Origin of the sequence: Streptococcus saliviloxodontae (assembly GCF_016908655.1) — a bacterium.
GTDB classification, from domain to species: domain Bacteria; phylum Bacillota; class Bacilli; order Lactobacillales; family Streptococcaceae; genus Streptococcus; species Streptococcus saliviloxodontae.
In genome coordinates this window covers 25503-46535 of sequence record NZ_JAFBEI010000017.1, presented here as the reverse complement: position 1 = coordinate 46535, position 21033 = coordinate 25503, and the positions used below count along the sequence as shown (strand labels likewise).

At 41.8% G+C, this 21033-nt stretch carries 10 protein-coding genes; 9 read left to right on the top strand and 1 reads right to left on the bottom strand.

Annotated elements, in window-relative coordinates; translation table 11 throughout:
* Positions 1 to 1959: 1959 nt before the first annotated feature.
* The gene (locus tag JOC31_RS09870; protein ID WP_239551653.1) at positions 1960 to 9939 is read right to left on the bottom strand and encodes a hypothetical protein; all 7980 of its coding nucleotides are present in this window, start codon (positions 9937 to 9939) and stop codon (positions 1960 to 1962) included.
* A 139-nt stretch (positions 9940 to 10078) separates the two neighbouring features.
* Here JOC31_RS09870 and JOC31_RS04960 point away from each other — a divergent pair, with 139 nt between their 5' ends.
* From JOC31_RS04960 to JOC31_RS04920, 9 genes are all read left to right on the top strand, one after another.
* Positions 10079 to 10318, top strand: a complete 240-nt coding sequence (locus JOC31_RS04960) for an LPXTG cell wall anchor domain-containing protein (protein ID WP_205017063.1) — start codon at positions 10079 to 10081, stop codon at positions 10316 to 10318.
* A 353-nt stretch (positions 10319 to 10671) separates the two neighbouring features.
* Complete coding sequence (gene secY2, locus JOC31_RS04955) at positions 10672 to 11916, top strand: accessory Sec system protein translocase subunit SecY2 (protein WP_205017061.1); 1245 nt, start codon at positions 10672 to 10674, stop codon at positions 11914 to 11916.
* A gap of 9 nt (positions 11917 to 11925) precedes the next feature.
* Positions 11926 to 13503, top strand: coding sequence for an accessory Sec system protein Asp1 (gene asp1 / locus JOC31_RS04950; protein ID WP_205017060.1), 1578 nt, complete (start codon positions 11926 to 11928; stop codon positions 13501 to 13503).
* Complete coding sequence (gene asp2, locus JOC31_RS04945) at positions 13500 to 15083, top strand: accessory Sec system protein Asp2 (protein WP_205017059.1); 1584 nt, start codon at positions 13500 to 13502, stop codon at positions 15081 to 15083. Before asp1 ends, asp2 begins: the two co-directional genes overlap by 4 nt.
* Complete coding sequence (gene asp3 / locus JOC31_RS04940; RefSeq protein WP_205017058.1) at positions 15073 to 15606, top strand: accessory Sec system protein Asp3; 534 nt, start codon at positions 15073 to 15075, stop codon at positions 15604 to 15606. Before asp2 ends, asp3 begins: the two co-directional genes overlap by 11 nt.
* Before the next feature lie 12 nt (positions 15607 to 15618).
* Positions 15619 to 17997, top strand: coding sequence for an accessory Sec system translocase SecA2 (secA2, locus tag JOC31_RS04935; RefSeq protein WP_455430851.1), 2379 nt, complete (start codon positions 15619 to 15621; stop codon positions 17995 to 17997).
* Positions 17998 to 18011: 14 nt separating this feature from the next.
* Positions 18012 to 19523: an accessory Sec system glycosyltransferase GtfA gene (gene gtfA / locus JOC31_RS04930; protein WP_205017057.1), complete on the top strand. Its 1512-nt coding sequence runs from the start codon at positions 18012 to 18014 to the stop codon at positions 19521 to 19523.
* Complete coding sequence (gtfB, locus tag JOC31_RS04925; protein WP_205017056.1) at positions 19516 to 20829, top strand: accessory Sec system glycosylation chaperone GtfB; 1314 nt, start codon at positions 19516 to 19518, stop codon at positions 20827 to 20829. Before gtfA ends, gtfB begins: the two co-directional genes overlap by 8 nt.
* Positions 20830 to 20840: 11 nt before the next feature.
* Entirely contained in the window at positions 20841 to 21008 is a 168-nt protein-coding gene (locus JOC31_RS04920) for a hypothetical protein (RefSeq protein ID WP_205017055.1), read from the top strand.
* Positions 21009 to 21033: the final 25 nt, after the last annotated feature.

Below are 21033 nucleotides of genomic sequence, written 5' to 3'. Positions count from 1 at the left end.
AGAAGTGACTCAAGAGAGTAGTGAAGCACCGAATTCAGATTTGCAAGTAGCTTCTGTATCAGAGTCTGTTTCGGTGTCAGTGTCAGAATCGGTAAGTGAATCGATTTCAGAATCTGTCTCAGAGTCTGTATCAACATCAATCTCTGAGTCAGTTAGCGAGTCGACATCAGAATCGCTTTCAGTATCTGAGTCACTATCAACATCAGAATCGTTGTCATCGTCTGAGTCTCTTTCAGCTTCAGAATCTTCAGTAACGACTTCTGAAACAGCAACTAAGACTGAAACAACAACCGAGGCGACAACAACTGACAGTGCTAGTCAAGCTTCTGAATCGTCTACAGTTTCTGAAGAAGAGTTGGCACAAGCTAAGTCAGATGCAACAAAAGCTTCACAGGACCTTGCAGATCAAATTGAGTTAGCTCAATCATTGAATATTGATGTGACAGCAGCTAAAGTTGTGGCTAGTCAAATTGATAGTTTGACAGAATCAGCGAGCGCTAGTCTAGCGAGCTTGATTGCTGTAACAAACAGCGCTAAAACGCAATCAGAACTCCTTGAAGAGGAAATCCTTGCCAAGGATGCTTCCGATGCTGTTTCGTCAGGCTCAGGTGATCCAGTTGCCGTAGTTTCAGCAACCATCTCTAAATCAGATATTAGTTCTAAAGTTGAGATAACAGATATTTCAATTACTGAGGATAAATTATCTAGCGATAATGTTGCTGGAACAATGAACTACGATAAGGCAGCAGCTTTTATTGGACGTTTTAGCTTTCAAGTGACGGACGTTCAAGAAGGGGATACTTTCACAGTTGAGCTTTCTAAAAATCTAAACACTGTTGGTCTGTCCGATGATGGTTTTGATAGTGATGAGAATGCTATCCGAGATACTACTGGTGGTATCATTGCTGTACCAACGTATGACAAAGCTTCTCATACGTTGACTTATACCTTTACTAAATACGCTGCTTTGAAACGCAATCTTTCAGGTAATGTCAGTCAAACGTTATTCCTAGATGGTGAGTATTTTTCACGATCAAAGAACAATGAAGTGTTTAGTATGTCTATCGGCGATAAAGTAGTAACTTCTGTACAGAATATTATATTTAACGAACCATTAAGTGATCAGCAGAGTGGAATTAATTCGGATTCTCTTGTTACAGCGACATCAGATGTAAATAGAACTTTTACTTATACTACTCAGATTAATCCTGAAGGACGAACTATGCGTCGCTTTGACAGAGCATCGTTAACAGCAACAGTAAGTAATGATGATTTGACAAAATCGAATGTTGATTTTTCAAAAGCTAGCTATAAGGTCTACAAAATGTCGCCAAGCGCTATGTCTTACAGTATGATACAAGACTACAGCAATGCAGAGGATGTCACGGACCAAGTCGGGATAAAACAAACAGCGGCCGGTATCGAAGTTAATTTGAATCAAACTTATATCTTATCAACCGAAGGATATGTTATCGTTGTCACAGCACCGATGAGTTCAAATGATGAAACAAGCTTGATGACAACTATTCCTTTCGGAGATGCGGGATCAAATAGTCAAATCAGTGCAGCTGGATTCGTGAATTCTGAATTGGATAACAATGTTATTGATACTCCGAAAACCTACAAGATTGGTGATTATGTATGGGAAGATGTTGATAAGGATGGAGTCCAGGGTTCTAGTTCTCTAGAGAAACCCTTAGCGAATGTTACAGTAAATTTGTTGGATAGCTCAGGTAATGTGATTCAAACGACGGTAACAACTGAGGGTGGGAAATATGAGTTTTCAGGTTTGTCTGATAAAACAACTTATATAGTTCAGTTTGATGTTCCAAATGGTTATAAGGCTACTGTTACGAATTCGAAGTTAGGGGATGATTACAGTGACTCTGATATTGATTCTAGTGGTTTGGTTGTAGTGACAATCAATGGAGCAGATAATCTTTCAATTGATGCTGGATTTTACAATTCTGCTTCAGAATCTTTATCAGAGTCCTTATCAACGTCTTTAACAGAATCCTTGAGTAATTCAATTAAGGAGTCAGTCTCAGAATTGTTAAGTACTTCGGTCTCAGAGTCCTTGAGTGAGTCAATTTCTGAATCAACCAGCGAATTGATTTCAGAATCTCTCAGCGAGTCAGTATCTGAATCCCTAAGCGAATCCGCTTTAGAATCGTTGAGTGAATCCTTGTCAGAGTCACAAAGAGAATCCGTATCTGAGTCAACAAGTGAATCAATCTCAGAATCGTTGAGCGAATCCGTCTCCGAGTCAACAAGTGAGTCAATTTCAGAATCGATAAGTGAGTCCATCTCCGAGTCGTTAAGTGAGTCAGTTTCAGAATCGATAAGTGAGTCAGTATCTGAGTCCCTAAGTGAATCGGTCTCAGAATCGTTGAGTGAGTCAATTTCAGAATCACTTAGTGAGTCCGTCTCCGAGTCCACAAGTGAATCCGTCTCAGAATCGTTAAGTGAATCCATTTCCGAGTCATTGAGTGAGTCAGTTTCAGAATCCCTAAGCGAGTCAATTTCTGAATCGACAAGCGAATCAGTGTCCGAGTCGTTAAGTGAGTCAGTTTCTGAATCGATGAGCGAATCCGTTTCCGAGTCCACAAGTGAATCGGTCTCAGAATCGTTAAGTGAATCCATCTCCGAGTCATTGAGTGAGTCAATTTCCGAATCGTTGAGCGAATCCGTGTCTGAATCCCTAAGCGAATCCGTTTCCGAGTCATTAAGTGAGTCAGTCTCAGAATCGTTGAGCGAGTCCGTTTCTGAGTCCACAAGTGAATCAATCTCAGAATCGATAAGTGAGTCCGTCTCCGAGTCCACAAGTGAATCCGTTTCCGAGTCCTTGAGCGAGTCCGTTTCAGAATCGCTAAGTGAATCGGTCTCCGAGTCATTAAGCGAGTCAGTCTCAGAATCGCTAAGTGAGTCCATCTCCGAGTCATTAAGCGAGTCAGTCTCAGAATCGTTGAGCGAATCGGTTTCCGAGTCCACAAGTGAGTCCATTTCAGAATCGTTGAGTGACTCCGTTTTCGAGTCAACAAGTGAATCCGTCTCCGAATCGTTAAGCGAATCAGTGTCTGAATCCCTAAGTGAATCAGTTTCAGAATCGCTAAGTGAATCGGTCTCCGAGTCCACAAGTGAATCGGTTTCAGAATCATTAAGCGAGTCAATTTCCGAATCAATCAGTGAATCAATGTCAGAGTCCTTGAGTGAGTCGGTTTCAGAATCCTTGAGTGACTCCGTCTCCGAGTCAACAAGTGAGTCAGTTTCAGAATCGCTAAGTGAATCCATTTCCGAGTCAACAAGTGAGTCCGTCTCCGAGTCAACAAGCGAGTCAGTTTCAGAATCGTTAAGTGAGTCAGTATCTGAGTCCCTAAGTGAATCGTTATCAGAATCATTAAGCGAGTCAGTGTCTGAATCAATCAGAGAGTCCGTTTCCGAGTCCACAAGTGAATCTGTCTCAGAATCGTTAAGCGAGTCCGTCTCCGAGTCTCTAAGTGAGTCAATCTCAGAATCGTTAAGTGAATCGTTATCAGAATCGCTGAGCGAGTCAGTGTCAGAATCCTTGAGTGAATCGGTTTCCGAGTCCTTGAGCGAATCGGTATCCGAATCGTTAAGCGAATCGGTTTCCGAATCATTGAGTGAGTCCGTTTCAGAATCGCTAAGTGAATCAATTTCCGAGTCAACCAGCGAGTCGGTTTCAGAATCGATAAGTGAGTCAATCTCCGAGTCATTAAGCGAATCCGTATCTGAATCATTGAGCGAGTCCGTATCTGAGTCAACAAGTGAATCAATCTCAGAATCGTTAAGTGAGTCCGTATCTGAGTCCCTCAGCGAGTCAATTTCAGAATCCCTAAGCGAATCGGTCTCCGAGTCCACAAGTGAATCCGTCTCAGAATCGTTAAGCGAGTTAGTATCCGAGTCCTTGAGTGAGTCAATTTCCGAATCCCTAAGCGAATCCGTATCTGAATCATTGAGCGAGTCCGTTTCCGAATCGTTGAGCGAGTCAGTGTCTGAATCAGTTTCCGAGTCAACAAGTGAGTCAGTCTCAGAATCGTTAAGCGAATCCGTCTCCGAGTCCTTGAGTGAGTCAGTTTCAGAATCGCTAAGTGAATCCATTTCCGAGTCAACCAGCGAGTCGGTTTCAGAATCATTGAGTGACTCCGTATCAGACTCGCTAAGTGAGTCAATTTCAGAATCATTAAGCGAGTCGGTTTCCGAGTCAACCAGCGAATCCGTCTCCGAATCGCTAAGTGAATCCATTTCCGAGTCAACCAGCGAGTCGGTTTCAGAATCATTGAGTGAGTCCGTATCAGAGTCAACAAGTGAATCAATCTCAGAATCGTTAAGTGAGTCCGTATCTGAGTCCCTCAGCGAGTCAATTTCAGAATCCCTAAGCGAATCGGTCTCAGAGTCCACAAGTGAATCCGTCTCAGAATCGTTAAGCGAGTCAGTATCCGAGTCCTTGAGTGAGTCAATTTCAGAATCATTAAGCGAGTCGGTTTCCGAGTCAACCAGCGAATCCGTCTCCGAATCGCTAAGTGAATCAATTTCCGAGTCAACCAGCGAGTCGGTTTCAGAATCATTGAGTGAGTCCGTATCAGAGTCAACAAGTGAATCAATCTCAGAATCGTTAAGTGAGTCCGTATCTGAGTCCCTCAGCGAGTCAATTTCAGAATCCCTAAGCGAATCGGTCTCAGAGTCCACAAGTGAATCCGTCTCAGAATCGTTAAGCGAGTCAATCTCAGAATCGCTAAGTGAGTCCATTTCCGAGTCGACAAGTGAATCGGTTTCAGAATCGTTGAGTGAATCCGTCTCCGAGTCAACCAGCGAATCAGTATCTGAGTCCTTGAGTGAGTCCGTTTCCGAGTCAACCAGCGAATCGGTCTCAGAATCGCTAAGCGAATCTGTTTCTGAGTCAACAAGTGAATCCTTGTCAGAGTCACAAAGCGAATCAGTATCTGAATCCCTAAGTGAGTCAATCTCAGAATCGTTGAGCGAATCACTCTCCGAGTCCTTAAGTGAGTCAGTGTCAGAGTCAGCCAGCGAGTCCGTTTCAGAATCGTTGAGTGAGTCAATTTCCGAATCGCTAAGTGAGTCAGTATCCGAGTCATTGAGTGAATCGGCTTCAGAATCATTAAGCGAATCCGTTTCAGAATCCACAAGTGAATCAGTATCTGAGTCCTTGAGCGAATCAGTGTCTGAATCCCTAAGCGAATCCGTTTCTGAGTCCTTGAGTGAGTCCGTTTCCGAGTCAACCAGCGAATCCGTCTCAGAATCCCTAAGCGAGTCGATTTCTGAGTCCACAAGTGAATCGGTTTCAGAATCAATAAGTGAGTCAATTTCCGAGTCCACAAGTGAATCGTTATCAGAATCGTTAAGTGAATCAGTCTCCGAGTCCCTAAGTGAGTCAGTGTCAGAATCCTTAAGTGAGTCGGTCTCAGAATCGCTAAGTGAATCCATTTCAGAGTTCTTGAGCGAGTCGGTCTCAGAATCGTTAAGTGAGTCAGTATCAGAATCCTTGAGTGAATCGGTTTCAGAGTCGTTAAGCGAGTCAGTTTCCGAATCCTTAAGTGAGTCAATTTCTGAATCGTTAAGTGAGTCGGTTTCCGAGTCAGTCTCAGAATCGCTAAGCGAGTCAATATCTGAGTCAACAAGCGAATCAGTGTTCGAATCGACAAGTGAGTCAACCTCAGAATCGTTGAGCGAATCGGTTTCAGAATCCACAAGTGAGTCAATCTCCGAGTCCCTAAGCGAGTCCGTCTCCGAGTCAACAAGTGAATCTGTTTCCGAATCATTAAGCGAATCAGTGTCCGAGTCCTTGAGCGAGTCAGTGTCAGAATCCTTGAGTGAGTCCGTCTCCGAGTCCACAAGTGAATCCATTTCTGAATCCTTGAGTGAGTCCGTCTCCGAGTCATTAAGTGAATCCGTCTCAGAATCGATGAGCGAGTCCGTCTCCGAATCTTTAAGTGAATCAATCTCAGAATCCCTAAGCGAGTCCTTAAGTGAGTCAGTATCTGAGTCCCTCAGCGAGTCAATTTCTGAATCGACAAGCGAGTCAATTTCAGAATCATTGAGTGAGTCCTTATCTGAATCGTTAAGCGAATCAGTCTCAGAATCGATAAGTGAGTCAATCTCCGAATCAATAAGCGAATCTGTTTCCGAATCGACAAGTGAATCAGTCTCAGAATCGTTGAGCGAGTCGGTTTCCGAATCGACAAGTGAATCAGTCTCCGAGTCAATTAGTGAGTCGGTTTCCGAATCGACAAGTGAATCAGTCTCTGAATCCCTCAGTGAGTCAGTCTCAGAGTCACAAAGCGAGTCCGTCTCAGAATCGTTGAGCGAATCAGTTTCCGAATCATTGAGTGAATCCGTCTCAGAATCGATAAGTGAATCCATCTCCGAGTCATTGAGTGAGTCAGTTTCAGAATCCCTCAGCGAGTCAATTTCAGAATCGACAAGCGAATCAGTCTCCGAGTCAATTAGTGAGTCGGTTTCCGAATCGACAAGTGAATCAGTCTCTGAATCCCTCAGTGAGTCAGTCTCAGAGTCCCTCAGCGAGTCAATTTCAGAATCCCTAAGCGAATCGGTCTCCGAGTCCACAAGTGAATCCGTCTCAGAATCGATAAGTGAATCCATCTCCGAGTCATTGAGTGAGTCAGTTTCAGAATCCCTCAGCGAGTCAATTTCTGAATCGACAAGCGAATCCGTCTCCGAGTCAATTAGTGAGTCGGTTTCCGAATCGACAAGTGAATCAGTCTCTGAATCCCTCAGTGAGTCAGTCTCAGAGTCACAAAGCGAATCAGTTTCCGAATCCTTGAGTGAGTCAATTTCAGAATCGTTGAGCGAGTCAGTCTCCGAGTCAACAAGCGAATCAGTTTCTGAGTCAACAAGTGAATCAATTTCTGAATCCCTCAGCGAATCAGTATCGGAATCGTTAAGCGAATCGGTGTCTGAATCAACAAGTGAATCCATTTCCGAGTCATTGAGCGAGTCCGTTTCCGAGTCAACAAGTGAATCAATCTCAGAATCCTTGAGTGAGTCAATTTCAGAATCGTTGAGTGAGTCAGTCTCCGAGTCGTTAAGCGAATCAGTTTCCGAATCCTTGAGTGAGTCAATTTCAGAATCGTTAAGCGAATCGGTGTCTGAATCAACAAGTGAATCCATTTCCGAGTCATTGAGTGAGTCAATTTCAGAATCGTTGAGCGAGTCAGTTTCAGAATCCTTGAGTGAATCGGTATCCGAGTCGTTAAGCGAGTCGGTTTCAGAGTCAACAAGTGAATCGTTATCAGAATCCTTGAGTGAGTCAGTTTCAGAGTCACAAAGCGAATCAGTTTCCGAATCCTTGAGTGAGTCAATTTCAGAATCGTTAAGCGAATCGGTGTCTGAATCGATCAGTGAATCAGTTTCCGAATCATTGAGTGAATCGGTCTCCGAGTCATTGAGTGAGTCAATTTCAGAATCCTTAAGTGAATCAGTTTCCGAATCGCTGAGTGAATCGGTTTCCGAGTCGTTAAGCGAGTCCGTTTCCGAATCCTTAAGTGAATCAATCTCTGATTCATTGAGTGAATCCTTGTCAGAGTCACAAAGCGAATCAGTTTCAGAATCGTTAAGCGAGTCAGTGTCCGAGTCATTAAGCGAGTCAGTTTCTGAATCCTTAAGTGAATCAATCTCTGAGTCATTGAGTGAATCCTTGTCAGAGTCACAAAGCGAATCAGTCTCCGAATCGACAAGTGAATCAGTCTCAGAATCGTTGAGCGAGTCCGTTTCAGAGTCAATTAGTGAGTCGGTTTCCGAATCGACAAGTGAATCAATCTCAGAATCATTGAGTGAGTCAGTCTCCGAGTCGTTAAGCGAATCCGTTTCCGAATCATTGAGTGAGTCAATTTCAGAATCGTTAAGCGAATCGGTGTCTGAATCAACAAGTGAATCCATTTCCGAGTCATTGAGTGAGTCAATTTCAGAATCGTTGAGCGAGTCAGTTTCTGAGTCAACAAGCGAATCAGTGTCTGAATCGATCAGTGAGTCAATTTCAGAATCGCTAAGTGAGTCATTGTCAGAATCGCTAAGTGAATCCATTTCCGAGTCCTTGAGCGAGTCGGTCTCAGAATCGTTAAGTGAGTCAGTTTCAGAATCCTTGAGTGAATCCTTGTCAGAGTCACAAAGCGAATCTGTATCCGAATCCTTGAGCGAGTCAATTTCAGAATCGTTGAGTGAATCCGTTTCTGAATCATTGAGTGAGTCCTTATCTGAATCGTTAAGCGAATCCGTCTCAGAATCGCTAAGTGAGTCAATCTCAGAATCGTTAAGCGAATCAGTATCTGAGTCCCTCAGCGAGTCAATTTCAGAATCATTGAGTGAGTCCTTATCTGAATCGTTAAGCGAATCAGTCTCAGAATCGATAAGTGAGTCAATCTCCGAGTCATTAAGCGAATCAGTTTCAGAATCGTTGAGTGAATCCTTGTCAGAGTCAACCAGCGAATCCGTCTCCGAGTCCACAAGTGAGTCAGTTTCAGAATCGCTGAGTGAATCCATCTCCGAGTCCCTAAGTGAATCAGCTTCCGAATCATTGAGTGAGTCAATTTCCGAGTCGTTAAGTGCATCCGTCTCAGAATCGCTAAGTGAATCCTTGTCAGAGTCACTAAGTGAGTCAGTGTCAGAATCATTGAGTGAATCCGTGTCTGAGTCAACAAGTGAATCAATTTCTGAATCCCTCAGTGAGTCAGTCTCAGAGTCACAAAGCGAATCCGTTTCCGAATCAACAAGTGAATCAATTTCAGAATCGTTGAGCGAGTCAGTTTCTGAGTCAACAAGCGAATCAGTGTCTGAATCGATCAGTGAGTCAGTCTCAGAATCGTTAAGCGAATCAGTTTCCGAGTCAACAAGTGAATCAATCTCAGAATCCCTCAGCGAATCAGTATCGGAATCGTTAAGCGAATCGGTGTCTGAATCCACAAGTGAATCCATTTCCGAGTCATTAAGTGAATCCTTGTCTGAGTCAACCAGCGAATCCGTCTCGGAGTCCTTGAGTGAGTCCGTTTCAGAATCGTTGAGCGAATCAGTCTCTGAATCCACAAGTGAATCCTTGTCCGAGTCTCTAAGCGAATCGGTTTCCGAGTCATTAAGTGAATCCTTGTCTGAGTCAACCAGCGAATCAGTCTTCGAGTCCTTGAGCGAATCAGTATCAGAATCGCTAAGTGAATCTGTTTTAGAATCGTTAAGCGAATTAGTCTCTGAGTCAACCAGCGAGTCAACTTCAGAATCGTTGAGCGAATCCGTTTCAGAATCGTTGAGCGAATCAGTTTCCGAGTCCTTAAGCGAATCAGTTTCCGAGTCCTTAAGTGAGTCCGTCTCAGAATCCCTCAGTGAGTCAGTGTCTGAGTCATTGAGTGAGTCAGTCTCCGAATCGATGAGCGAGTCAGTATCTGAGTCAATTAGTGAATCCGTTTCAGAATCACTAAGTGAATCGGTCTCAGAATCGTTGAGTGAGTCAATTTCAGAATCGTTGAGCGAATCAGTCTCTGAATCCTTGAGTGAGTCAGTGTCAGAGTCGTTAAGTGAATCGGTCTCAGAATCGTTAAGTGAGTCAGTGTCCGAGTCATTAAGCGAATCAGTATCAGAATCGTTGAGCGAATCAGTCTCTGAATCCCTAAGTGAGTCAGTATCCGAGTCAATAAGCGAATCCGTTTCAGAATCGTTGAGCGAGTCAGTGTCCGAGTCATTAAGCGAATCAGTATCAGAATCGCTAAGTGAGTCAATCTCAGAATCCACAAGTGAATCCGTTTCAGAATCATTGAGTGAATCATTATCCGAGTCACTAAGTGAGTCCGTCTCAGAATCGTTGAGCGAATCAGTTTCCGAGTCCTTAAGTGAGTCAGTGTCCGAGTCCTTGAGTGAGTCCGTCTCAGAATCGTTAAGCGAATCGGTTTCTGAGTCCACAAGTGAATCCGTTTCAGAATCCCTAAGTGAATCATTATCTGAATCAGTCTCAGAATCACTTTCAAGTTCAGAGTCAGCAAGTGCATCAAGCAGTTCTGTTCATTCAGAGTCACAAACACCTCAAAAATCGAAAGGTGACGTGGTAGTTCACTACGTTGACGAATCAGGAAATGTTATCAAGAATCCAGTAGTTGATACATCAACCGGACAACCGACTGCTACTAAACCAACAACAGTAGCTCCAGCAGCAAAAGCATCTGCCAAAGCTAGCCTTCCAGCAACAGGTGAGAAAGAATCAGGTCTTGCCTATATTGGAGCAGCTCTGCTAGCAGCGACTGGTTTAATCTTCAAACGTCGTAAAGAAGATAAAGATAACTAATTTTTCAAATAAGAAAAAACCTCCATTCTTTAGGTAAAGTTCCTAAGTCTGGGGGATTTTTTGGTTTTAAAATGATAAGATCTACAGTAAATTAGGTTATTTTTAATTGGTATCAGTCATTAAAAATAGCATTGAAAATGAGTAATAGTTTAGATGATAATTATCAGAAAAAAACTTTTGGATAGTATAGGTTTTAGCAATATTATAAAAGGAAAGTAAGGGAGAGTGCTTATTTAAAACGAAATATCTCATTTTAGTGACTCATAAATTTTAATAAAAGGATGACATTTGCTATTCATAGAGGTTGCTTTTTGTTATAATAAATAGGAAAAAACTACTAGAAATAGGTCGAGATGTTTACAAAATTAAAAAGTTCAAAATTGGTTCAGAGAACGCTTTGGACCGTCTTAATCCTCTTTGTTTATATGGTAGGTCGTAGCGTACCAGTATCAACAGTTGCCTTGAATTCAGGAATGCTTACAGTAATGAAAACACAGACACTTCTTGCAAATATGGCAGCTGTTACAGGTGGAGAATTGACAAAAATCACTCTTTTTTCACTTGGAATTGGTCCTTGGATGACAGGAATGATCATCTGGCGCTTTTTTACCGTATTTGGTTTATTCAAAGAGCTAACAACAAAACAATTGAATGTTTACCGAATGGGATTTACCTTGATTATCGCCATTATTCAAGCTTTTGGATTAACAAGTGGCACTACATTTACCCCAGTGAGTTTGCTGGGATTGTCCTTTCCCATCTTACCCCGTATTGTCACCATGATTCTGATGATAACAGGTGCCTATGTTTTAATATGGCTAGGAAATATGAATAGCGCCAAAGGTTTTGGTGGAATGATGATTATCGTGATAACGAACATGATACTATCCTTCTTCACTAACTTGAATCAATTTTTTCAAGATAATACAGCTTCAGGGCCTATGTTAGTGGTCCAACTTTTTATCTTTTTGAGTTGTCTATGCTTGTTGACTATGATTGCTGTCTTGACCTATCGTGCGGAATATCGTATTCCAGTGAGACGTATCAGCGTTAGCAATCATTTGACGAAAGATACTTACTTACCGATTCGTATAATGCCTGCCAGTGGTATGCCCTTTATGTATGGGATGACATTGATGTTGCTACCACCAATCATTTTCTCGGGCTTACTTAACCTATTCCCGGAGCAGCCTGTTTTAAATTATCTTGCTCTCAATACGAGTTTATCAAGTCTTCCAGGTGTCATCATCTATGCTATTATTCTCTATCTTTTGGCAATTGGATTTACATATTACAATTATGATGCTTATGATATTGCCAAAAATATGCGAAATAACGGTGACTATATTGAACATGTTAAACCAGGAAAACCAACCCAGCAGTACATCCAGAAGAAACTCAATATCTTGATGCAAATTGGTGCTGTTCTAGTTATTTTTATGGGAGCTGGTCCCCTCTTTTTCTTGGTGGGTCAGTCTGGTAAGACGAGCTTAGCCTTATTAATCAGTAATATTTTTATCGTTATCAGTCTTATGATGACTGTCATTGAGCAAGTGACAACCTTGTCTAACTGGAAAAAATACAAAGATCTTTTATAGGAGGTTACGGTGTTCTATTTTATTCCGTCGTGGTATAACAACAATCGTCCTTGGTATGATGAAACCCCACTTTGGTTTCGGGTGTTTGAACGCATGACTTTTGATGATACTATCAATCAACTTAAAATGTTTCGTCAGTCGAAAGAAGCGGCTCAGCTTCTGATTTTGAACTATCAGCCGCAGCTTCGTTACTTTTTGCATAAGCAGGACATTTTGGGAACGGACTACTGGTCATTCTTTGACGATATCCAAAACATCTCTTCCAAAACGACCAATCCTATTTCTTACAAATCTTTAAATTGGCCATCAGATACCCATTTTGTGTACAGTCCTTTTGCAGTTCTAGCTCTACAAGGTAATCGTCTGTTAGCTTATATCCATTTTGCAGAAAATGGGAATCTCCTTCGTATTGAATTTCAAAAAGACAATCAGCCACACTATCATTATGTTTTTGATGATCGTGGGTTTGTATCGAGCGTTTTGTATTTTGATGAACAGGGTCATGAATACTATCAGGATTACTTAAATCCTAATGGTGTTTGGCAGGTTCGTGAGTGGCTACAAGGAGATGAAGGGATAGTCGTAAATCCGAATGCCGATAACTCTTTTAGACAGCTATCTTATGCGACTTGGAAGGATTTGATTGTGGAGCGGTTAGCTGTTTTTTCAGCTAAGGTGACTGATGATGATACGATGGTTATTTCTGCTCATAAGCAGCATAATCACCTAATTGAAGAAACATTTCCAAACCAAAGCAAAATTCTGTCGTTTTTCAATCGTCGCTATCCTTTAGAACCGACAGAAGAATTGAAAACCTCCTTGGAAGCAGCTAGCTTAGTTGTTATTGATACAGAATCAGAGGAAATGAGATTTAAAGAGGTGGCTGAAAGACTAGGAGTCTCAGGTGTTACCATGACCCGTCTTTCTACTTTTGATACTCGTTTGAGATTGGGACGAAGCCAAACGATCAAAGAATTGATTGTTTACTTTTATATCGATACTATCACAGCAGAAGAGTTGGAACAGGTTTTAATGACCTTACTAGCAGCCATGGAAACCAATCCATTGATTCAATTGCAGCTGGTTAGCTTTGACACAGGTCTGGATCAAGATAAGTTATTGAAGCTGATTGCTAAGAAGATAGAGACTTATTTCAATCCAGCCAACTTCTATACCTTGGGGGATGATACCAGTGAAAATCATCTTGAGGAGGAAGAGGAGCTTGAGAACAAGCGCGTTTCAATTGCTGTTTTGACAAATGAAAACCAGCTTATTAGCCATTTAGACACTGCTCGTTTAGTCTTAGACTTGGGGCAAGAGCCTGATACCTATACTCAGATTGCAAGTCTTAGCGCAGGAATTCCACAAATCAATGCAGTAAAGTCTGACTACGTGACCCATCAGGAAAATGGTTGGATTTTAGATGATTTTAACCAGTTGGACCAAGCTGTTCAGTATTATTTTGATGGTCTAGCGAATTGGAACCGCTCTTTGGTCTACGCTGTTCAGAAAATGGGTGACTACACGAGCGGGCGACTATTGGCGGAATGGCTGACGCTCTTAGAAAATGAAAGGGGGACAAGATGAAGATTTTACAAATTGGAGATCACAGCTGGAACGCTGACTTAGACCTTCCAGATGATTTGGAATGGCTTTATTGTCCTTCTCATGAAGTGGATTCTTTTTTAGCAGACTTGCGTCAAACGGAGTTAGAGAAGCTACTTGCAAAACAAGCACCATCACAGGATACTGTAGAGATGCCGACGGTTAGACTGCATTTCGATGGTATTTTGTTAACGAGTGAGGTAGCAGAAAGTAGCCTAGAAGGGTTGGTCGATACAGTCGAGGCTTATGCCCTGTTTCATTTGCCAGGATTGACTTTCACTTCTTTTAATCGATTTGGGATTTTCAAACGTAAGGTATTGACAGAGCTGCCTGTAGAGGCAGGTCCTCAAGAAACCATGCAGTTTCTTTATTTAAATCTTTTTGAAAGCCAATATGGTGCCAAATTGAAGATTCCTGATATTGACCCTAATCCTAATTTTGATGGGCAAGTCTATTATGAAGGACACGTTGCAGCATGTTTTGAAGGGAACTTTGGTGAGGATTACCAGTCCTTGTTTACCTATCGGTATAACTTATCGTCATTTCCAGTTTCTTTGGAGTTGTGGCAGGAGTATATCAAGGAAGGGGATTGCCAGATTGAAATTGAGATTGTTCCCTTTGTCAGAGGGAGTCTCTATGAGATGTTACCCCCTATTCGTTTAAGGGAGGACGATATGGTAGAGCCTTACGTTCTAGAAGCCAATGAAACCGTAGGGTTTTATGCCGTTACAATCTTTGCCAAAGGGCAGGGATTGCTGAAATTCGGACCTATGCATTGGCGCTATTCACGAATGGGGCTAGGTCGGTTTGTTTTAGGTGGACAGCGTTTCAACGATCAAAAGCGTCAAGAATTGATTTATTACTTTAATCCAGGTGATTTAAAACCGCCTTTAAACGTTTATTTTTCTGGTTTCCGTGCTGCAGAAGGGTTTGAAGGTTTCTTTATGATGAAATCATTCAAGGCGCCTTTTATCCTAATCGGTGACCCAAGGTTAGAAGGTGGCGGTTTTTATTCGGGCAGTCAGGAATTAGAAGACCAGATGAGACGTGCCATCAAGGACTCTTTAGACTATCTTGGATTTGATTCACACCAGATGATTCTATCGGGACTTTCTATGGGGACTTACGGGGCCTTGTATTATGCCTCTGATTTTAACCCTTATGGTGTCGTAATTGGTAAACCCTTTGCTAATGTCGGTGATGTTGCCTTGGGTATGAAGTTGAAACGTCCTTATGAATTTGAAACAATCGGTGATGTTCTTCGTAACATCGAAGGAGGGATTGATCAAGGAAGTGTTGAGCGTCTTAATCAACGTTTTTGGGACCGTTTTGACCAATCAGAGTTTCCATCGACTAAGTTTGCGATCGCTTATATGGAGCAAGATGATTATGATGGGACAGCAACTGAGAAGTTGTTAGAAAACCTATCAGATAAAGGAGCTCATATCTACACTAAGGGCTACGAAGGTCGCCACAATGATAATAGCCCTGCAATCAATCGTTGGTTTAAGAGACAATATCGAAATATGCTAAAGGAAGGATTTGATCGCCATGACAACTAGGACCTTACTCAAACGTCTAGAATGGACTGAAATGAGAAAAGATGGTGCTTATCTCTATGGTTCAAAGATTGATTTTTACGACGATTATGTCGTGTTTGACAATGAGCGCCTAGCCTCAGGTAAGCCTATTGTAAGTTTTGTTTCTAGGACGAACTATCAGGGAAATCGCTTCTCACCACAACTTCCTTTGTTAGAGCCAGGAAAATCTTATGAGCTAGTAGCAGATTTAGAAACGTCACCGGCCAATCGTTATTATTTGGAACTGGATTTTTTCAATCGTCAAAACGAAGGTATTTCGTCACAAGTTTTACGTGTTGGTCAACACCAATTTACCTGTCCAGATGATACCTTTACTTATCAGATAACAGTACGGAGTGCTGGTTGCCACCGTTTGCAATTTAGAAACTTAGCACTTTATCAGGAACAAGAAGAGGTTGTTGAAAGGGAGCAGATAGCTTCTTATCAGAAAGAGGACCTTCCAGAGGAACTTGATATTATTCGAGGACTTATTGGTTTGGAGTAATAGGAGGATATAGTGGCAGTTAAACAAAAAGAAACACTGCTTAATCGTTATAAATTAAGAAAAATACGTCGGATCTTATCCAAGGTCAATCAAAGGGCGGACTATTATGCAGCTTTGAGTGATCAAGAACTGCAGCAACAAACAGATGTATTTCGCCAACGCTTAGATGCTGGTGAAACATTAGATGGCATACTGCCAGATGCCTTTGCAGCCATCCGAGAGGCCGATAAGCGCGTCCTTGGGAAATACCCCTATGATGTTCAAGTCATTGGTGCTATAGCTATGCACCAAGGTAATATCGCTGAAATGAAGACGGGAGAGGGAAAGACCCTTACAGCAACTCTCCCTCTTTATTTGAATGCCTTGTCAGGTAAAGGGGCTATTCTAGTAACGACAAATGAGTACCTAGCAAGACGTGATGCCCAGGAAATGGGGCGTGTCTATCGATGGATGGGATTGACAGTAGGTGTTGGTGTCTTTGATGAGGACGAAGATATTTCTGCAGCAGAAAAACGTCAGATTTACGGATCAGATATCATGTACTCAACTAGTACAGCCTTAGGATTTGATTACTTGATAGACAACTTGTCAGGATCGCAGGCGGATAAATTTTTACGTCCTTTTAACTATGTTATTGTGGATGAGGCGGATGCGGTCCTGCTTGATAATGCTCAAACTCCTCTCATCATCTCAGGCCAACCGCGCGTTCAATCCAACCTGTTTCATATCTGTAATCAGTTTGTTTTAACCTTACAAGAAGAGGAAGAATACAAGCACGACAAGGATAAAAAGATTGTCTATCTAACAGGTGCTGGGATAGCCTACGCTGAAGAGTTTTTTGATATTGATGACCTTTATGACAATAAGTCTTATGAATTAAATCGTCATATCAATCTGGCTCTTAGGGCGCAGCATTTGTATCAAAAAGATCGAGACTATGTTGTTGACGAAGACGAGGTTAAACTCTTAGATAACCGTACAGGTCGTCTCCTTGAAGGAACTCGATTGCAGTCAGGGATTCACCAAGCTATCGAGACTAAGGAAAATGTTAAATTGACCAAAGAATCACGTGCTATGGGTTCAGTGACCTATCAAAGTCTTTTTAACATGTTCCCGAAACTCTCTGGGATGACGGGGACAGGAAAAATAGCAGAGGATGAGCTTATTGCTACCTATAAGGTCCCTGTTATTGTGGTTCCTACCAATTCACCCGTTCAGAGGATAGATTATCCTGATCGTATCTATACCACCCTACCTGAGAAGCTCTACGCAACTATTTCTTACGTCAAGGAACTTCATGCAACGGGACAGCCTATTTTGCTAGTATCAGGGACTGTTGATATTGCAGAGATTTACTCACGAATGCTTCTCCAAGAAGGTATTGCCCATAATACTTTGACAGCTAAAAACTTGGCCAAAGAGGCTTTGATCATTCAAGAGGCGGGGCAGTTAGGTGCTGTCACGGTTGCTACTTCTTTGGCTGGCCGTGGAACGGATATTAAACTCGGTGAAGGGGTCGCAGAGTTAGGAGGGCTAGCGGTTGTAGGTACCGAACGAATGCCTAATAGTCGTGTGGACTGGCAGTTACGTGGACGTGCAGGGAGACAAGGTGATCCTGGAATGAGTCAATTTTTTGTCTCGTTGGAGGATGAACTCTTGGTGCAGCATGGTGGCAAGCGTTTGAATCGTTATTTTGAGAAGAATAACCATACTGAGCGTGCTAACTATGGCTATGAACTGACTAGTCGTCGCTATCATCGTGCCATTAGTTTAGCCCAACAAAAGAGTGAAGATAAGGCTGTCTCGGCGCGTGAAAATACGATTCAGTTTGATGAGAGTCTACGTGTGCAACGTCAAAAAATCTATGCTTTACGTGATCGTTTAATCTATAATGAAGCGGACCTATCAGGGAAAATTAAAGAGATTGTAACAGATTCGATTAGCCATTATTTGGCGACTCATCCGAATTTGACAGAGCGTGATTTACGCCGTTATCTGCTGGATAATTATACCTATCGTTTTCGCTTTTTCCCACGCTCTTTTGATCCAAAAATCGTATCTGATTTTATATGGACCATTGTCAGAGAAGAGTTGGATAAGAAAGCCGCTATTTTTCAAAACGAGGAAAAAATGGCAGAGTTTTACCGACTCTCAGTTTTAAAAGCCATTGATGAGTGTTGGATTGAGCAAGTAGATAATTTGCAGCAGTTAAAAGGTATCGTGACAATGCGAGCTTTAGCGCAGAGAGATTCCTTATCAGAATACTATCACGACTCACTTATCTCTTACGATAAAATGTCACAAGAGGTGAAAGATTTAGCCGTGCGTCACATGATGTTAAGTACAATCGAAGGCGACAGCCAAAAGGGCTATTCTATTTACTTTGTATAGAAAATGGGAGTATCATGACAATTTATAATATCAACTTGGGTATCGGCTGGGCAAGTAGTGGTGTTGAGTATGCTCAAGCCTATCGTGCAGGTGTGTTGAGACGCTTGGGGATGACAGCCAAGTTTGTCTTTACAGACTTTTTCCAATCTGAAAATCTACAGCACTTTACATCAAATATCGGTTTTAAAGATGATGAAATCATCTGGCTCTACAGTGCTTTTACAGACCAAAAAGTGGTGGAGTCAACCTATACTTTGGCTGCTTTAGAAGAGAGTTTTTCTGCTCCTGTCACTTCAAAAGTAGCTCAAGGGAACCTGGTTCGCTATTCTTTTGACGGAACGGATTTGCAAGTGGTTGCCTTTTTACATAAGGTAGAGGAAGGCTTGGTTCAGCGTGTGGAGTACCTATCGCAAGGAGTCCTATTTCGTAAAGATTATTACACCGATGCTAAGCTGTTTAGTGAGTATTATGCTAAGGAAGAAGACCGTTTAGCTTGTTATAAACGTAGTTTTTATAACAAGGATAGAAGTATTGCTTACGAGGAGTTTTTGAACTCAGATCAGACCAGTCTCTTTCGTTTTGCTGATGGCATGTGCTACTCTAAGGATGATTTGGTGGCACGTTTTCTAGATCAGTTGCAGCTGACTGAAAAAGATTTGATTTTGTTGGATCGTGCGACAGGTATTGGGCAGACCATTTTTGAACATAAAGGTAAGGCTAAGCTAGCAGTCGTCATCCATGCAGAGCACTTTAGCGTTAAAGCAACGACAGATCAGACTATTCTTTGGAATAACTACTACGAATATCAATTTAGCCATGCTGATAAGGTAGATGCCTTTATCACCTCTACCCAGAGACAAAAAGAAGTCTTAGAAGAGCAGTTTAAAAAGTACACGCCGTTTCGTCCAGCTATCTACAGTATTCCAGTAGGGAGTCTTGATAAGCTACGCCGTCCATTGAGTAGTCGAAAACCCTTCTCAATGGTCACAGGGTCACGATTAGCAGGTGAAAAGCATATTGATTGGTTAGTTCAAGCTGTCATTAAAGCCCATCGTCAACTGCCACAATTGACCTTTGATATTTATGGAGAGGGTGGCCAACGTCAACCGCTCACCAAGATGATAGCAGAGGCGGGTGCACAAGATTATATTCGTTTGATGGGGCATCAGGATCTAACAGAGATTTATCAAGATTATGAGCTCTACTTGACAGCTTCTACCAGTGAGGGATTTGGCTTGACCTTAATGGAAGCAGTTGGTTCAGGTCTTCCTTTGATTGGTTTGGATGTTCCTTATGGTAATCAGACCTTTGTAGATGATGGGAAAAATGGTTACCTGATTCCACGTCAAGAACCAGATGAAGCTAGCCGAATTGCAGAAGCTTTTTCTGAAAAGATTGTCTTGTTTTACAAGAATCTCTATCGTCAATCAACCTATGAATATTCCTACCAAAAAGCGTCAGCCTTCTTAGATGACCGTTTGGAAGAGCAGTGGACAATATTTGTGAAGGAGATTATCCATGATTAGATTATTTGAATGGTTAAATCAAGAAACCTTAGATTTGCACTATTCTTTGGAAACAGCAGGCTTATCTGGCACAACAGTCTTGCTCAATGATGATGGTTGTTTGCCAGAAGGTGTTACCTCACCTTATAGCTACTTTTGTGGCATGTCTGTAGGACAAGGTAAGGCAAGGTATTTTAATCAAATTCGTGTACCCGACTACTGGCAGATTACAGGCAATAATACCAAGGGAGAAATCTGGAACAAAAGTGATAAAATGGCTGATATTTTCTATCATGAGCCAAGTCACCTCCGATTTGTAAAGACTGTTGATTGGTTAGATAAGAAAGGTCAAGTCCGTCTGTCAGAACATTACAATCAATCAGGATGGGTTTTTGCAAAAACCTATTTTGATGATAAGCAGCAAGGTTTATTTAAAACCTATCTGACGCAGGCTCAAGAAGAAGTCCTAATAGAAAATTTACGAACAGGTGCTATCTTATTGAACTGGAAAGACAAGGTGCATCATTTTACCAAAAAACTTGATTTCATTCTCTTTTACTTGAAAGAATCAGGTCTGGACCTCAGTGCTATTTGGTATAATTCATTGGCGATGCCTTTTATGATTTCTTACTATCTCGATTTACCTGGAGACGATATTTTATTCTGGCAGGAGACTATTGGAGAAGACGTTCCTGGAAATATGAGAATCATCCTATCAGGGCGTACCCATCGTAGCAAACGTGTTATCGTTCAAGATAAAGCAACTTATGATAAGATGCAGTTACTGTTATCGGAGGAAGAAAAGAAACGTGTCTCTTATCTAGGCTACCTCTACCCTGAAAAATCAGAAAATAGTGGTCAACAGAAGATTCTCACTTTAACCAATTCAGATCAGTTAGAACACTTGGAGTTCTTGGTAACCTCCTTGCCTAACTATCAATTTCACATTGGTGCCTTGACGGAGATGTCGCCTTATTTGATGGGATTTGCTCAGTATGATAATGTTCATCTCTATCCCAATATAGCCCAAGATCAGGTGAGACGCTTATTTGAGACTTGTTCAATCTATTTGGACATCAATCACGGCAGTGAAATCTTATCGGCAGTACGTCAGGCCTTTGAGTACAATCAGCTCGTTTTGGCCTTCGATAAAACATCTCATAACCCTCAACTAACACTAGCTGATAATTGTTTCCAATCCGATAAACCGGAACAACTAGTCCAGTATCTATCAGAGATTAGCCACATTCAAGATCTTGTTAAGCAACAAAGACAGGGACTTGGACAGGATAATCCCGAAAATTACCGTCGTCTGTTAGGCGATTAAGGAGGCTATCCATGTCAAAAAAGAATGAACTACTAGAGCAAGATATTCTTGAAAAAATTGATAAGGCGCGTTATGAGAAGCCTGAAAAGGAAAAAAATAGACATTCTATTTTCTATCTTGTTGTTGTGACCCTAGTGACTCTAGCGGTTGTTTATTCCTTGGTACGTTATTTACGCTAATAAGAAGCTCTTGAAGGTGGTAGAT

Excerpts from the sequence above, each read along its gene's own strand:
- secY2 (WP_205017061.1), top strand. The coding sequence starts at position 10,672 with ATGTTTACAAAATTAAAAAGTTCAAAATTGGTTCAGAGAACGCTTTGG.
- asp2 (WP_205017059.1), top strand. The coding sequence starts at position 13,500 with ATGAAGATTTTACAAATTGGAGATCACAGCTGGAACGCTGACTTAGAC.
- asp3 (WP_205017058.1), top strand. The coding sequence starts at position 15,073 with ATGACAACTAGGACCTTACTCAAACGTCTAGAATGGACTGAAATGAGA.
- gtfA (WP_205017057.1), top strand. The coding sequence starts at position 18,012 with ATGACAATTTATAATATCAACTTGGGTATCGGCTGGGCAAGTAGTGGT.
- gtfB (WP_205017056.1), top strand. The coding sequence starts at position 19,516 with ATGATTAGATTATTTGAATGGTTAAATCAAGAAACCTTAGATTTGCAC.
- JOC31_RS04920 (WP_205017055.1), top strand. The coding sequence starts at position 20,841 with ATGTCAAAAAAGAATGAACTACTAGAGCAAGATATTCTTGAAAAAATT.